Here is a 14,589-nt window from a genome sequence, read left to right on the forward strand (position 1 = left end):
GGAAATGAAACTAAAAACTCTCGCACTAGTGTGTGCTGGCGCAGCAAGCGCGTCTATGTTCTCTAGCAGTGTTCTTGCGGCAACCGAAGTTAACTTTTGGTATTCCGGTGGTACTAAGCCACAGCAAATGATGACTAAGCTCATCGAAGAGTTCAATGCGAGCCAAGATGAGTATGTGGTGAAGCCAGCATTGCAAGGCAACTACACAGAAACCTACCAGAAGCTGCAAGCCGGTTTAGCGTCGAAAACGGCACCTGAACTTGTGCTGTTAGATTCAGGCCGTGCGGAAGCGATGCATGGACGTGGTTTGAGCCGTGACCTAACGCCGTTCATGGATGAAGAATTTAACTTCTCTGATTTCATTGGCGCGTTTAAAGACCAAGTGACAGCAGAAGATGGCACCATCATCGGTCTACCTGCTTACGGTACAACTCAAGTGTTCTACTACAACAAGCAGGTGTTGGCAGATAACGGCTTTACTGAGCAAGATCTAAAGACTTGGCAAGGCGTAGCTAAGGTCGCTGAGAAAGTCACACAACGTGACGAGAAAGGTAATGTGACCTTCTACGGCTGGGAGCCGATGTGGGGTCAAGACAACATGATTGACGCGGCATTTTCTAACGGCGCTAAGATCATCAGTGATGACGGTAAGAAAGTGCTGATTGACTCTCCTGAGTGGGTTGAGGTGTGGGACAGCTTCCGTAAGTGGATCCACGATGATCAAATCATGCGTATTCACTACGGTGGTCAAGGTTGGGAATACTGGTACAAAACCATTGATGATGTGATGAAAGACAACGCACTAGGCTACACCGGTTCATCGGGTGACCAAGGTGACTTGGACTTCACTAAGCTTTCAGCAACCACGCAACCAGGTTGGGGCTCAAACCCTTCTGCACCACAAGCGGGTGCGCTGGTTTACGTAATGCCAAAAGGCACAGACGACGCAGCGGCGAAAGGTGCATTTGAGTTTGTTGAGTTCTACACCAACGCGAAAAACACCGCAGCTTGGTCAATGTTCACCGGTTACATCCCTGTACGTAACAGTGTATCTGAGGTGCCAGAGTACCAAGCGTTCACTAAAGATAACCCACAAGCTCTAATTCCATTGAAGCAAGCGAACACGGCGACCAAAGACTTCCTAGACCCTACCAACGGTAAGATCATGGATGCGCTGAAGGTGGCAGCGGATCAGATTCAGATCCAAAACGTGCCTGCTGACAAAGCGCTAAAACAAGCGGCTAAGAAAGCGCAACGTGCACTAGACCGAGCGAATCGTTCTTAATCCGTAAAGATAACAAAACTATCTTTGCATGCATCAAGGCCCATCTATTCGGGTGGGCCTCTTTTTGACCCAGTCCTTCAATTAGGACGAATTTGGTGAAGACAATGACCCAATTTCAAGGTGAGCTGCCGTTTGGCAGAGTACGCATCCCCTTTGATGTGCCAGCAGGTTCTCACTGCGTAACGATTACCGGCACAACGGTGAAAAAAGGATTCTTGTACGCAGCGGCGTATGATGCCAACCAAGCATTTCGTGGCAAAGTGCTATTTGAAAAGGCGCACAAGTCACTCACTATCCAACCGCAAAACTCTGGTTTAGGCGCGATTGATGGGGCGATTCCATCGGGCGAATGGTTCTTAGAGCTTTACAACCTTGAAGGTGAGTTTCGCACCGAGCGTGCGATGCAGTATCAAGTCGATGTACTTTGCTCTGAAGAGTTAGCGAATAAAGATGTTGAGCTAGAACTAAACCCAACGGTGACAAGTGATCACGATATCGAGTTTGATTACAGTCACATGCTGAGTTCTGATTCTCGTTGGTATCGTGGCGATTTACACACTCACACTCAGCTTTCTGATGGTCACAATACCTTGGCTGCTGCTAAAGACATTGTGAAATCACAAGGGCTCGATTTCTTTTTCTTCACAGAGCACAACATCTGCCAACCTAAGTTGCCTGCCTCTAACCAGTGTTTGTTCTTGCCTGCGTTAGAAGTTACGACCGATCTCGGGCACTTCAATGTGCATGGTCCGGTTAAGTCTTTGGACCTTAGAGACGTCGAACACAGCAGCCAAGCGACCATGGAAGCGGGATTGAGTTTAGCGAAAAGTGGACACAGCTCCCTTGGCATCAATCACCCAATGATGAAGCCGTGGCACTGGCATTACGATCAAGTGGATCTCAGCCAAGTGTCTACGTTTGAAGTGTGCTGTGATCCAACTTGGTCGACCTCACCGAAAGCGACGGAAGAGGCGTTATTGGTTCTTAATGAAATGTGGAATTGTGGTCAGCGTATTGCCGCGATTGGCGGCAGTGATTCGCACCTTGAACCCCATGAACGTAATCCTAAATCGGACGAGCCTTCTATCTACGGCGACCCATCAACCTTCGTTTACAGCCATGGTTTGAGTGGCGAGGGTATCTTGTCTGGTCTGCGTAATGGGCAAGTTTACCTAGAGCGCCGTTGCGGCTTGAAGTTTGATATCAACTTAGGTGATTTGCTACCGGGCAACGATTCTCAAGGACAAGAGCTTACATACCGAATTGCCGTCTCTGACTCAGAAAACCCTTACTACGCGGAGTGCGTGGTGGATGGTGAGATTGTTGAACGAATCGCTTTGAGTGATGAACTGCAAAGTATCCATATTGAACAGGGCTACCGTTGGTGCCGAGTGGATATTCGTCGTGGGGATCTTTCTTCAGCATTAACCAACAGTACTCAATCTGAATCTAACGAGCATGATTTTGAAGGCTGCATCAACGCCGTATTCGACGGCAAACAACCAGAATTTAACCAACCCCTTGTGCGTACTTGGGGAGAACTAATGGAGCGAATGAGCCGTGATGAAGTTTAAGGCGATGTTATTTGATAAAGATGGCACATTGTTAGAGTTCCACAAGATGTGGCTTAACGTTTCTCGTGGTGCCTGTGAGCGTGTGAAATCTTACAGTGATCAGCATCAGGGTAATCAAACTGTCACACCTGCTGAGTTACTCTTGGCCATCGGTGTTGAAGGTGATGTGGTTGATAACTATGGACTACTAGCCTCAAACCCAGTGGAAGATACCGCGACAGCGTGGTTCAACATGCTACAACCTAATGTCTCGCTCGCTGAGTTCACTAAGGTGACCAAAGCCGCTTTCAATGACGAAGTGGAAGAGAATCCAAGCTGGATTGAAGCACTACCAGGTGTGCCTGAAAAGCTGGGTGTGTTTAAACAGCAGGGCATGATTTTAGGCATCGCGACTGCGGATACCAAAGACTCAACGATCTACACACTAGAGCAATCGGGTTTGAGTGAGATGTTCGATTATGTTGGTTATTCCGATGGTAATATCGAACCTAAGCCAGCACCAGCACTACTCAATGCCTTCTGTGAGCAATGCGGTATTGAGCCACATGAAGTGATCATGTTTGGTGACACGGTTTCGGATATGGAATTTGGCCGTAATGCAGGTGCAAGCAATGTCGGCGTGCTGACGGGGACTGCACAACACAGCGAGTTAGAGCCAGTGGCGGATCTGGTGATCGCGTCAGTCGCCCATTTTGAGCTCAACCAACTGCAAGAACGTGGCTAAAACGTCCACGATAGATTGCAAAGATAGTATTTAACCAATTGATTTAAGGACAGGTTATGGCTGAAGTCACACTGAGAGGGGTAGAGAAAACCTACCCAAATGGTTTTAAGGCCGTGCACGGTGTTGATCTGAATATTCGCGAAGGTGAGTTCATGGTGTTTGTTGGGCCGTCTGGCTGCGCAAAATCTACCACACTTCGAATGATCGCAGGCCTTGAAGATATCTCAGAAGGCGATGTCTACATTGGCGATAAGCGTGTAAACGAATTGCCACCTAAAGATCGCGGCATCTCTATGGTGTTTCAGAACTACGCGCTTTACCCACACATGTCGGTATACGACAACATGGCTTTCGGCCTTAAACAACAGAAGTTGCCAAATCGCGAAATCACCGAACGCATCGAAGAAGCAGCCAAGACATTAGACATCGAGCACTTGTTAGATAACAAGCCGGGTGAAATGTCAGGTGGTCAAAGGCAGCGTGTCGCGCTTGGTCGTGCGATGGTTCGTAAACCAGATGTGTTCTTGTTTGATGAGCCTTTGTCTAACTTAGATGCGAAGCTGCGAGTTTCAACGCGAGTCAGCATTGCGCAGCTGCACAACAACCTTAAGCAAGAAGGGCAGAACGCCACCATGATCTACGTGACACACGATCAGGTGGAAGCCATGACTCTTGGCGACCGCATCTGCGTGTTGAATCAAGGTGAGATCATGCAGGTCGATACACCGATGAATCTTTACCAATACCCGGCAAACAAGTTTGTAGCGGGCTTTATTGGTTCGCCAGCGATGAATCTTCTCAAGGTGAGATTGGATGAGATTGACGGTGTGATGAACGTGGTTTCTGAAAGTGGCACTCGTTGGACGTTACCACAAGACAAGCAGGCGGTTGCTCGTGAAAAATCGGGAGAGTGGGTGTGGTTTGGTGTTCGTCCTGAGCACATTCAGTTGGCTAATCACGACGCACCGTTGTCTGAGGTTAATACTCAAACGCACAGGCTTGATGTGGTCGAGTCGATGGGTAACGAGCTATATCTCTACTTCAAATTGGGTGCTGATAAGCTGGTGGCTCGCGTGCCTTTCGATGCCGATCGTACGGCAAACAGTGGCGAAGAGACAGTGCTTCACTTTAATACGCTACAGTGTCACTTGTTTGATTTGGAAACCGAAGAGACGCTCGATCCTAAGAGCTGATTCTGTTGCTCCTACGAGTTGTTCTGTAAAAAGAAATCCCCATTCATTGACTAGACGAATGGGGGTTTTAGTTACTAGGGGGTAGTAATTTTTATCTTCTAACTTGTTTCAGGTTTTAAATAGCCACCATGTCCGCGGCTTTCTTCATCGCTTCTTTGGTTGAACACTCAATCACATTCGCGTTTGCAAAGCGGTGAGCGTCTTTCACTTGAATATCGTGAGCCAAGATAACCAGCTTCGCGTTCGCCACATCTAGGTCGGTAATACGATTTTGAATACCGTTTTGACCTTGAGTTTCTACCTTAATCTTAAGGCCTGCTGCCGCACCAGCCTTTTCTAGTGCTTTGGCAGCCATGAAGGTGTGTGCAACGCCTGATGGGCAACATGTTACTGCTACGATGTCGTACTCGCCTTCGCCTGCTACAGGTGCTGTTTGAGCTTGAACTGGCGCAGCTTCAACAGTGTCTTCCTCTGTTTCAACGACCACTGGTTTCCAGAAGCCAACGATAACCGCTGTGGTTAGTGAGCCAAGCGCGATATCGACAAGATATATGCTATTTAGCGCGCTTTGTTTGGGTTCACTACTGCACGTTCTACGAAGTTTTCAAGCGCTTTGATTGGTGAGTCTGTTTCGTTGCGAAAGCGGTTCAGGTTGAGAATGCCAAGCTCTGTATAGTGAGCAAGCACCTCTTTAAATAGACTTGCTTTGCTGCCAGCGGTTGAATAGATGCTACCCGGACGAAGACCAAGCACATATTGCAGGTTATGTATAAAAGTCGCGTGAAGTCCTTTTCCCAATACAGATTCGTTTCCTTATCTACAGCGTCTTGTCTATCGAACTTCGCGGTCTTGGACATAACATATGCTTCATTAATCTGAACATATGTTCAAAATTTTATGCTGAACGTTCGTTCCGTTAAAGCAGTGTTTTACTCGATTTACAAGTTGTTCTTGCACCTTATTAGGATATAAGGCGCTCGATTGAATACAATTTATGGCAAGTTTTGGCTGCTTTTACTTTGGAATATTGCCCCATTTCCAGGGACGTTCCTGTAACAACGCTTCGGTAACAATAAAGTGTATTGCTTGATCACTTTTCTTATGTGCACAGTTACGCTGCATTTAAATTAATGGAGTGCTATACAGCTTTGTCGATAGAGAGGTGCGGATAATCGGAAACAAAACTTACATTGTAATTATGCAATGAAATCCACATAAAAAGTGTATAAGGTGAGATTGATAAATAGATTGAGGATACAATTTGGTTCGCTTTTATAACATATGTATTTGTTTTTTTATGTAATAAAAGCGGCTTTTTTAAGTGCGTGTTTAATAAGACACGAGTCATGCTTTGGTTTGAACGTCAAAAGGCAACAAATAATGAATTGGAATACTAATGAGTTACAAGTGCTCTTAAGTGAGCATCAGGGTTGGAGTGTTGAGTCAACTGAGCAGTCTATCGTGATACAAAACGAAGATGGAATTAATGCTTTTTTAGCCGTTTCAGGGGAACAGATATTGGTTGAAGTCTTGTTGTTCTCTCAATCTGACGTCAAGGATAAGCATGCGCTTAATGAAACAATCCTGCGTACACACAAGATGTTCCCTCTATCAACTATTGGGATTAATGACGTGAATGGTGAGAGCTATTACACAGCGTTTGGTTCATTGTCGTCTCAATCTAAAAAAGAGAGTGTAGTCATTGAAGTTGCTACTCTATTTAGAAACGTTGAGGCATTCATCGACCTTTCCCAAGAATACTTATAAGGAGAGAGCAGATGAGTGTTTGGAAAAAACTAGTAACGGCCATCAAAGGTGGCGCAAATGAAGCGGCAGAAGCGGTAGCGGACAACCAAGCTCTAAGGATTCTTGATCAAGAAATCCGAGAAGCAAAAGAGGAGTTGCGCCGTTCAGATGAAGCTTTAGTTAAAATCATTGCAAAAAGAAAGCTGTCAGAACAGAAAGTTGCGAGCTTCGATAGTGGAATAGCTGAATACGAAGGGCATGCCCGTTCAGCTATGGAAAAAGGCCAACAGGATCTAGCGTTGGAGTGTGCAACAAAGGTTGCGACGCTGCGTAGCGAACAACAAGCGGAACAGGCTTATTTTCAGCAGTTTACTCAGTCTGAGCAATCTATGCGTACGAATATCGCACAAGCGAAAGACAAATTACGCCAATTAGAACAGCAAGTTGATGTTGTTAAAGCCAATGAAGCAGTTCAAAAAGCGCAGGCCGCTGTATCTGCAACAAATGTTGGTGCTAATGCAAAAATGCATACTGCGGTTGAGTCTTTAGATCGTATTAAGCGTCGTCAGGATGAAAGGCAAGCACAATTTGAAGCTGCACAAGAACTCCATGAACAGCAATCTGGTAGTAGTTTAGATAAGAAGTTGGCGGATGCTGGCATTGTGTCTGGGGGAAGTACGTCAGCTGAAGACGAACTAGCTCGAATTCTCGGGAAGTAGCTTCTAAGTTGCGTGTATATGGAGCGTAGCGCTTGGCCGTTACGCTCTTTCGTTTGTTAAACAAGGAGTGCTTTATGTTTGGCTGGTTTAAAAAACAAAAAGACGAGAAACCTCAGGCACCCCAAGCGCCGGAAGTGATTGGATTGAGGCTAGGCGGTGCGTTTGAACTTGATGATCTCAAACTGAAGATTATTGAACCTAGTCTAGTTATTGAAGGTGCAGCTCGAACTCAAATCATTAAAGCAGTTGGCGAGGTCAAACTTGATAATCAGACTCGCCTTTTGCGGTATTACACTGACGACGAGGGGTATTTACAGATCCTTCAACATGGGAATCAAGAAGCTGATATTGAAGAAGTGAAGCTTTGGTATTTCTATGAGTCTAAGCCGATTGATACCGACGCTCAGTGGCAATCATTGTTAGACAACGATGTGGTTCAATCGTACAAGGAGCTTGAAGGGCAACGCTTTTCCAAGGTTTGGGACAATATTCGTCCGGTTCCTATGACAGAGACTACTTGGGAACAGTCGGGAAATATCACAACCACCGATCAATTTGTCATGGTTTATGAACGTGAGGCTGAAACGGATTTATTCGAGTCACTATTGGTGAGCGCCGAAGAGTCTATCGTCAATAATCAGCACGTTCGCAGTGTAGTAACAAGCACTGGTATTAACCTTACTCCAACTGACTTCACGTTAATTAGTTAACAATTCTCCATCTCCGTTAAGGAAACATTATGTCTCAATTTGTAAATTCTCTGGCAGGGCTTGGTGCGTTTGCGCTTTACTTCGCATTGTCAATTTTCTTCTTGCTGCTTTTTAAGTTTGTTTATATTCGTTGCACTCCTTACGACGAGTGGAAGTTGGTTAAGGATGAACAAAATATTGCAGCCGGTATTACTTTATCTGGTGCTTTCCTAGGTTATAGCTTGGCAATTGCTGGTGCAGCAAAGAACTCAGTAAATCTGGTCGATTTCGCTATCTGGGGCGTGATTGCTTTGGTCGCACAACTACTCGCTTTTGCGATAGTTCGTTATGGTTTTATGCCAAAATTGGTCGAGCGTATTAAGGCTAACGAAATTCCTGCAGGTATCGTGATGGCATCTATGTCTATCGCGATTGGCCTGCTTAATGCCGCTTGTATGACCTACTAGGAGGCGGCATGAAACGTAGTCAAAATGTAGTTTTGCCTGAAATGCGTAAGAACTGGCGTCAGTTCAGTCTGGCCCCGATTTCTGTGGCGGTGACAACAGCAATGATTTCTGGCTGCAGTGATGATTCTGTTCGAACCAATATTTATGGCACGATCGATGAATGTATTTATGATCACCCATCTTATGCGGCGGAGTGCAAAAGTGCTTATCAGGATGCTCTAGAAGAAGCGAGTCGCACGGCACCTAAGTATAAGAGCATTGATGATTGTGCGCATGAGTTTGGCTTTAGCGGATGTGTTGCTGCTCCTCAAAACAATTGGTTTATGCCTGCGATGGCTGGGTTTATGTTCGCACGCATGGTAGATGATCGCCGTTACTATTCTCAGCCTATGTTTACATCTACGTACTCTCGCAGCATTTTCTATGATGATTGGATCACTGCGGATGGTCGAACTTATGGGAAGTCATATCAACGAGGCACGGTATCTGTGAGTCGTGACGAGTTTAAGCCCAAGCCGACGGTGAAACGAACTATCTCTCGTGGTGGTTTTGGCTCCACGGTGTCAGCGAAATCAAGTTGGAGTAGTTCTAAGAGTTCAAGTAAAGGTTGGGGCGGCTGATGCTTCGTCTGAATTCGGAACCTCGAAAACACTGGAAGCAGTTGGCGGCAGAGTATGGTTTTGGTTTCCATACCATGTACGATGAACCGTATTGGGATGAAACGGCTTACTACCAGTTCACTCTGAAGCAAATCGAAGAAGATCTTGAAGAGCCAACTCGAGAAATTCATGAAATGTGTCTCGAAATCGTGGATGTGGTCGTGAACGATGAATATTGGCTTAAGCGCTTTCAAATCCCTCAATCCATGTGGCAAGGTGTTTTGGATTCGTGGAAGCGTAGGGAGCCTTCTCTCTATTCTCGTATCGATCTTGCTTATGATGGACGTGGTCCTGCCAAGTTTTATGAAAACAACGCCGATACACCTACATCGCTGTTTGAAACAGGATTCTGGCAATGGTTTTGGCTTGAAGATTTGGTGAACTCAGGAAAGCTAAGGCGGGATTCTGATCAATTTAACTTGCTTCAAGAGTTAATGATGGCGAGATTCCAAGAGTTAGCTCGCTTACAACCCGGTCAGACATTGCACTTTTCATGCTGTAAAGATACTGAAGAAGATCGTGGTACGGTTCAGTATATGCAGGACTGTGCGATTGAAGCAGGGTTGAAAACGAAGTTTGTTCATATTGAAGACATCGGCGTAACGCGAGATGGAGAGTTTACCGACACTCAAGATAACCTGATTCGATGGATGTTCAAGCTTTACCCTTGGGAATTCATGTTCCAAGAGGATTACGCCAAGCACTTGGATACGGCCAAAGTGAATTGGCTAGAGCCTATGTGGAAGTCAGTGCTATCTAACAAGGCAATACTTCCTTTGTTATGGGAAACATTTCCTAACCATCCGAACTTACTAGCTGCGTATTTTTCAGATGATCCTAAACTAAAACAACTGAAAAATTCCGAGCTCACAGATCATGTAATTAAGCCTCTATTTTCACGGGAAGGTGCCAATATTCAAGTTGTAAGAGATCAAGAGCTTGTTCTCGATACCGAGGGCCCTTACGGTGAAGAAGGACATATCATTCAAGCTTTTCATCCATTACCAAAGTTTGGTGATAACTATACCTTGGTTGGTAGTTGGTTGATTAATGATGAGCCAGCGGGAATCTCAATCCGAGAAGACAGCTCCCTGGTGACTCAAGATATGTCTCGTTACCTTCCTCACATCATTCTCGACTAGATGGTCATTTAGGTTGATAGACACTGTGTTTGCTTGTTTATCAACCTACCTTTTCAATTATTGGTGCTGTGTACCCAAAGTTGTCATAGCTCTGACAATTAGATTGGTTGAGGGCTTAGAGTTTCTCGCGCTTTAAGTTGTTGCATAAGCTATTGGCTCTGTTGGTCTCTTTTTACTTTTCATTTTATTTTCCTTCAGAAGCCGCTATTGCAACCTTTAATTGAACAGTGTTTTATATTTTGGAGAGGGAATGAAGTACTTTGTGGTCCCCGCTGTTGTGTTGTCAGGCTTCGCGGTGAGTGCAGCCTTTGCGCTGAGTGATGACGTTGAACACTTTGTGAGTTTAGGTGTACTTGATGGTTACACCGCGTTGAATGAGTCGGAGTTTACGCCTGCGGTCGGCTATCATGCCTTGATCGACGATAGGCATCGTTGGGGGTTAGGAGTGGCGCACAGTATGAAGTCAGACTACACGACTACGACTGGCTCTTATGATTATGTCTATAACTTCGACTCAAAATGGGCAATTTTCGGAGGAGTATCGACAGGTTATAGCTTCGCCAAAAGGGATGATGGCGTGTTGGTTGGTGGTCAGTTTGGTTCAACTTTCGAACCGGTAGAGAACATGAAAATGGAACTCGGCTACCGAATTCACGACACATTGGACAATTGGAAAGACAGAGATATGTCGCGAATTGAAGGGATTTACTTCGGATTTAGCATGAAAGTGTAATTACTGGCGACAAACTGGGTCGCCAGAAGCAGGAGCCTTTAAGGAACGTCGATACAGGAAAAGTTTACCGTAGTGGTTTGCATCTGCTCTTCAATGCGCAGGCGCTGATCATGAGGAAGGTATAACCCTTAAACTATAGAGTTAATTGGCTACAAAGTTAACGAGATCAAAACTAAAAAGACTCCGCTCTAGCCCTTAGCGAACAGTGGAGTCTTTTTGTTGAGATGTCTGAGCTCAGCATTTAAAAAGGATGATACTTAAATACGTCTTCAACCATTGAGTTAAGTAAATCGATGTCGTCACAGGTTTTCGCGTAGGTACGCAGGCCTGCGATTTGAACCTGAACATGTCGAGCAAGCTGAACAGGTTCACGCTCTTTGGTTATCTCACCAAGCTCTTGTGCTTCGGTAATCAGCTTAGCGAATTCGCCCTCCATGATCTTTAGAGATCTCTTCGCCTCTTCTAACAACTCGGCGTGCTCGTCAGTCAGCTCAGCGACCGTCTTAGCCAACATACACATGCCGTTTGGCGCACTTTGTTTGGACTCAACTACTGCACGTTTTACGAAGCTTTCAAGCGCTTTGATTGGAGAGTCTGTTTCGCTTCTGAAGCGGTTCAAATTAAGAATGCCAAGTTCGGTATAGCGAGTCAGCGTCTCTTTAAATAGACCCTCTTTGCTGCCAAAGGTCGCGTAGATGCTACCCGGACGCATATCAATCACGTCTTGCAGGTTACGCATAGAAGTCGCGTGAAAGCCCTTTTCCCAATACAGGTTCGTTGCTTTATCTACTACATCTTGTCTATCGAACTTCGCAGTCTTGGCCATAACATCTACTTCGTTAATCTGAACATATGTTCAATATTTTATGCTGAACGTTCGTTCTAGTAAAGGTGTGTTTTGCTCGACTTAATTGTCGTACTTGCACCTTACTGGTGCATAAGGCGCTCGATTGAATGCAATTTATGACGAGCTTTGACAGCTTCTACGATGAAATATCTCTCTATGTCTGATGAAGGCTAGTCGTCGACAACTTCGACGGTTTTATGTTGTGCACCGTAATAGGTGCCTTCATCAATGGTATACATCAGAGTTGCTTCACATTCAGGGCAGTCGAATTCTTCATTGGGCTCGATGGCTTCCTCTTCTACCCATTCCCATCCAATGTGTTCTTCGCAAGCTGGACAGTCCATAAATACCTCAGGTTATGCTTTTTAGTTGATTGAATTGTTAACTTTTCGGGGCGGCATTATACATAGTTGCTGCTCAATATGTAGTGAGTATTCAGCCGAACCTTAGTGTTTACCTACCCCTTTAGTATTAATAAAAAGTGTCATTTTTCAGTCACTTGCGTCGAAAAAATGTTGTTGCACGATTTTTGTGTTTTCTAACGCTGCATAGCTAACAGATTTATAAATAAACCAATGAATTTTGTAAGGTTAAATGCTAGCGTTATCGATTGCCGATAACATGGCACGGTAATTGATAAACCAATTAGTAAAGGCGCACCATTTTTGAAGTGTGTCTAATTACATAACAGATAAAGATTCGCCAGCTGCTAGGAAATAACAATGAAATTAACCGATATATCTTTTAAGCAAAAAATCATCGCTTTGCTTATTTTACCGATCTTAGGGTTTCTATGGCTGAGTGCTTCTACGATTTCTAAAAGCGTAGAAACGACCAGTGAAATGTCGTCATTAAACCAACTGACTCGTTTGTCGGTTGTATACAGCGAACTTGTGCATGAGCTACAAAAAGAACGCGGTATGACGGCAGGTTTTATTGGGTCGAAGGGCACTAAGTTTGTTAGTGAACTTCAATCTCAAAGAACCAGTGCGGATAATAGACGTGCGCAGAGAACCGAATATTGGCAGTCTGAAGCGATTGATTTACCGCAGATTACTCGCCTGAATAACGAAATTAGCCAAAGTCTTAACCAAATTACTTCTATTCGTAACCGAGTTGATTCTCAGTCGATACCACTTTCTGAAGCTTTGGGCTATTACACAAAACTTAACGCAAAATTATTGAGTGTCTCGGCGTTAATCGCAGAGCTAAGCTCTGATGCCACCATCACTACGGAAACCATCGCTTATTACAATTTTTTGCAAGGTAAAGAGCGTGCGGGTATTGAGCGTGCTGTGCTGAATAATACCTTCTCCAAAAACGAGTTTGGCCCAGGTATGCTGGTGAAATTCATCTCTTTGGTGACAGAGCAAAATACCTACTTCTCAAACTTTGAGGTGTTGAGTAACCCAGATAATGTCCGCTTCTTTGAGCAGCAATTGAATGACCGCTCTGTGGCAGAAGTAGAGAAGCTTCGTAGTTTGGCTGAATCTAAGATGAGTGGTTTTGATGTCGACCCTGTGTATTGGTTCGCTCAAGCGACAGGCCGTATTGTCCAGTTGAAGAAAACCGAGAATCAGCTAGCAGACTCATTGATTGCGTTGACTGAGAAAAAGATGTCAGAGGCGCAGTCTGCGATGATGATGAGTATTGGTCTGTTTGCTTTAGTCACCTTGTTTGCGACCTTCGTGAGCGTTAAGGCTATCAGCGATCTAACGATGAGAGTAAAAGATCTGACGGTGATGTTGTCTAAAGTTCGCAATGACAATGACCTAACGGTTCGTGCTAAGTACGTTGGTAACAGCGAGCTTGGACAGATATCTTCGGCACTGAACGAAACGTTAGAAAAGTTTTCGAACGTTATCGACAACTTGTCTCAGTCGAGCCTGACCTTAGCTTCAGCTGCTGAAGAAACCTCGCAAACTTGTCATTACAACTCGAATACGCTGGTTCAACAACAAGATCAAATCGGTTTAGTTGCGACGGCGACAGAAGAGTTGTCAGCAACGGTAAATGAGGTGGCGGCTAAAACTCAGCAGACAGCAAGCTCCGCTAAACTGGTCGATGAGCAGTCTCAAGAAGGTTTGAGTACGGTTCAAAACTCTTATCACTCTATCGAAAAGCTGGCATCTGAAATTAATGACCTAGCGGAAAAAATCACTCATCTACACGAGAGCAGCAATAACATTAACAGCGTGATTGATGTGATTAAGTCGGTAGCAGAGCAAACCAATCTACTGGCATTGAACGCGGCAATTGAAGCAGCCCGAGCGGGGGAGCAAGGTCGTGGATTTGCGGTGGTTGCCGATGAAGTTCGTACACTGGCACAGCGCACACAAGAATCGACATTGGAAATTGAAGGCTTTATCAGCTCGCTACAGTCTGATGTGCAAACAGCCTTCAATGTCATTGATAACAGCCAGAAGATGTCGTCTAAAGCAGTTGAGGATTCAAAAGAGGTTGAGCACACCTTACAAGGTATCTCAGCATCGGTAAGCGAGATATTTAGCATGACCGAACAGATCGCCACAGCAACGGAAGAGCAAACCGTTGTGACTCAAGATATCGCGCAAAACGTGATGGCGGTTGAGCAGAAGTCGACAGAATCGACTACAGGCGCAACGCAAATTGCGGCGACAGCTAAAGAGCAAGCTGAACTCGCGGCTTCATTGAAAGAGATTGCGAGTACGTTTAAGAGCTAATCTTTCAGAGTTCGAAGTTTTTCATCTCATATAAAAATGTCCCGCCTAATGCGGGCAATGTAGTTCACTTAAGCGGAGCTGCTTTGCGATTAATTGGGTAGCGAGTCTT

Annotated in this window: 15 protein-coding genes and 1 pseudogene; 12 read left to right on the forward strand and 4 right to left on the reverse strand. The window is 45.1% G+C overall.

The annotated features are described in order from the left end of the window. The first annotated feature begins 4 nt into the window (after window positions 1–4). From JC606_RS19310 to JC606_RS19325, 4 genes are all read left to right on the forward strand, one after another. Window positions 5–1,285, forward strand: a complete 1,281-nt coding sequence (locus JC606_RS19310) for an extracellular solute-binding protein (protein WP_102431986.1) — start codon at window positions 5–7, stop codon at window positions 1,283–1,285. A gap of 104 nt (window positions 1,286–1,389) precedes the next feature. Then, complete coding sequence (locus JC606_RS19315; protein ID WP_198779219.1) at window positions 1,390–2,859, forward strand: CehA/McbA family metallohydrolase; 1,470 nt, start codon at window positions 1,390–1,392, stop codon at window positions 2,857–2,859. Further along, window positions 2,849–3,583: an HAD family hydrolase gene (locus JC606_RS19320; RefSeq protein WP_004741684.1), complete on the forward strand. Its 735-nt coding sequence runs from the start codon at window positions 2,849–2,851 to the stop codon at window positions 3,581–3,583. Before JC606_RS19315 ends, JC606_RS19320 begins: the two co-directional genes overlap by 11 nt. Window positions 3,584–3,639: 56 nt before the next feature. Then, window positions 3,640–4,776: an ABC transporter ATP-binding protein gene (locus JC606_RS19325; protein ID WP_198779220.1), complete on the forward strand. Its 1,137-nt coding sequence runs from the start codon at window positions 3,640–3,642 to the stop codon at window positions 4,774–4,776. A 115-nt stretch (window positions 4,777–4,891) separates the two neighbouring features. Here the strand turns inward: JC606_RS19325 and JC606_RS19330 are convergent. Together JC606_RS19330 and JC606_RS19335 are read right to left on the reverse strand one after the other, a co-directional pair. Continuing rightward, window positions 4,892–5,329, reverse strand: a pseudogene (locus JC606_RS19330) (PTS fructose transporter subunit IIB); the annotation flags it as partial. A gap of 5 nt (window positions 5,330–5,334) precedes the next feature. Then, the gene (locus JC606_RS19335) at window positions 5,335–5,574 is read right to left on the reverse strand and encodes a hypothetical protein (protein WP_390903407.1); all 240 of its coding nucleotides are present in this window, start codon (window positions 5,572–5,574) and stop codon (window positions 5,335–5,337) included. Between the two features lie 582 nt (window positions 5,575–6,156). Between JC606_RS19335 and JC606_RS19340 the strand changes: the two genes are divergently transcribed. The 7 genes from JC606_RS19340 to JC606_RS19370 all read left to right on the forward strand — a co-directional run bounded on the left by JC606_RS19340 (window position 6,157) and on the right by JC606_RS19370 (window position 10,931). Then, window positions 6,157–6,543, forward strand: a complete 387-nt coding sequence (locus JC606_RS19340; RefSeq protein ID WP_198779221.1) for a DUF2170 family protein — start codon at window positions 6,157–6,159, stop codon at window positions 6,541–6,543. An 11-nt stretch (window positions 6,544–6,554) separates the two neighbouring features. Continuing rightward, the gene (locus tag JC606_RS19345) at window positions 6,555–7,241 is read left to right on the forward strand and encodes a PspA/IM30 family protein (RefSeq protein ID WP_032553455.1); all 687 of its coding nucleotides are present in this window, start codon (window positions 6,555–6,557) and stop codon (window positions 7,239–7,241) included. A 74-nt stretch (window positions 7,242–7,315) separates the two neighbouring features. Continuing rightward, entirely contained in the window at window positions 7,316–7,951 is a 636-nt protein-coding gene (locus tag JC606_RS19350) for a YjfK family protein (RefSeq protein ID WP_198779222.1), read from the forward strand. A gap of 29 nt (window positions 7,952–7,980) precedes the next feature. After that, entirely contained in the window at window positions 7,981–8,397 is a 417-nt protein-coding gene (locus JC606_RS19355) for a DUF350 domain-containing protein (protein WP_004741677.1), read from the forward strand. Window positions 8,398–8,405: 8 nt separating this feature from the next. Then, a complete protein-coding gene (locus JC606_RS19360) occupies window positions 8,406–9,017 on the forward strand; it encodes a DUF1190 domain-containing protein (protein WP_004741676.1) in 612 nt (203 codons plus the stop codon). After that, window positions 9,017–10,198 carry a glutathionylspermidine synthase family protein gene (locus JC606_RS19365; protein ID WP_198779223.1) on the forward strand — a complete coding sequence of 394 codons (1,182 nt, stop codon included), beginning with the start codon at window positions 9,017–9,019 and terminating at the stop codon, window positions 10,196–10,198. The genes JC606_RS19360 and JC606_RS19365 overlap by 1 nt, the downstream gene beginning before the upstream one ends. A gap of 250 nt (window positions 10,199–10,448) precedes the next feature. After that, a complete protein-coding gene (locus tag JC606_RS19370; RefSeq protein WP_198779224.1) occupies window positions 10,449–10,931 on the forward strand; it encodes a hypothetical protein in 483 nt (160 codons plus the stop codon). A 241-nt stretch (window positions 10,932–11,172) separates the two neighbouring features. On the opposite strand, the gene JC606_RS19375 is transcribed toward JC606_RS19370, so the two are convergent. Together JC606_RS19375 and JC606_RS19380 are read right to left on the reverse strand one after the other, a co-directional pair. Continuing rightward, window positions 11,173–11,757: a TetR/AcrR family transcriptional regulator gene (locus tag JC606_RS19375; protein ID WP_198779225.1), complete on the reverse strand. Its 585-nt coding sequence runs from the start codon at window positions 11,755–11,757 to the stop codon at window positions 11,173–11,175. 191 nt (window positions 11,758–11,948) lie between these two features. Then, a complete protein-coding gene (locus tag JC606_RS19380; RefSeq protein WP_186728027.1) occupies window positions 11,949–12,122 on the reverse strand; it encodes a hypothetical protein in 174 nt (57 codons plus the stop codon). A 378-nt stretch (window positions 12,123–12,500) separates the two neighbouring features. On the opposite strand from JC606_RS19380, the gene JC606_RS19385 reads away from it, so the two are divergent. After that, window positions 12,501–14,480 carry a methyl-accepting chemotaxis protein gene (locus JC606_RS19385; protein ID WP_198779226.1) on the forward strand — a complete coding sequence of 660 codons (1,980 nt, stop codon included), beginning with the start codon at window positions 12,501–12,503 and terminating at the stop codon, window positions 14,478–14,480. Window positions 14,481–14,589 lie beyond the last annotated feature (109 nt).

The organism is Vibrio sp. IB15 (genome assembly GCF_016406055.1).
In the GTDB taxonomy this organism is placed as follows: Bacteria; Pseudomonadota; Gammaproteobacteria; order Enterobacterales; family Vibrionaceae; genus Vibrio; species Vibrio chagasii.

Coding starts and splice junctions, on each gene's coding strand:
- JC606_RS19340 (WP_198779221.1), top strand. CDS start 6,157: ATGAATTGGAATACTAATGAGTTACAAGTGCTCTTAAGTGAGCATCAG.
- JC606_RS19385 (WP_198779226.1), top strand. CDS start 12,501: ATGAAATTAACCGATATATCTTTTAAGCAAAAAATCATCGCTTTGCTT.
- JC606_RS19345 (WP_032553455.1), top strand. CDS start 6,555: ATGAGTGTTTGGAAAAAACTAGTAACGGCCATCAAAGGTGGCGCAAAT.
- JC606_RS19320 (WP_004741684.1), top strand. CDS start 2,849: ATGAAGTTTAAGGCGATGTTATTTGATAAAGATGGCACATTGTTAGAG.
- JC606_RS19360 (WP_004741676.1), top strand. CDS start 8,406: ATGAAACGTAGTCAAAATGTAGTTTTGCCTGAAATGCGTAAGAACTGG.
- JC606_RS19375 (WP_198779225.1), bottom strand. CDS start 11,757: ATGGCCAAGACTGCGAAGTTCGATAGACAAGATGTAGTAGATAAAGCA.
- JC606_RS19310 (WP_102431986.1), top strand. CDS start 5: ATGAAACTAAAAACTCTCGCACTAGTGTGTGCTGGCGCAGCAAGCGCG.
- JC606_RS19350 (WP_198779222.1), top strand. CDS start 7,316: ATGTTTGGCTGGTTTAAAAAACAAAAAGACGAGAAACCTCAGGCACCC.
- JC606_RS19355 (WP_004741677.1), top strand. CDS start 7,981: ATGTCTCAATTTGTAAATTCTCTGGCAGGGCTTGGTGCGTTTGCGCTT.
- JC606_RS19315 (WP_198779219.1), top strand. CDS start 1,390: ATGACCCAATTTCAAGGTGAGCTGCCGTTTGGCAGAGTACGCATCCCC.
- JC606_RS19380 (WP_186728027.1), bottom strand. CDS start 12,122: ATGGACTGTCCAGCTTGCGAAGAACACATTGGATGGGAATGGGTAGAA.
- JC606_RS19365 (WP_198779223.1), top strand. CDS start 9,017: ATGCTTCGTCTGAATTCGGAACCTCGAAAACACTGGAAGCAGTTGGCG.
- JC606_RS19325 (WP_198779220.1), top strand. CDS start 3,640: ATGGCTGAAGTCACACTGAGAGGGGTAGAGAAAACCTACCCAAATGGT.
- JC606_RS19370 (WP_198779224.1), top strand. CDS start 10,449: ATGAAGTACTTTGTGGTCCCCGCTGTTGTGTTGTCAGGCTTCGCGGTG.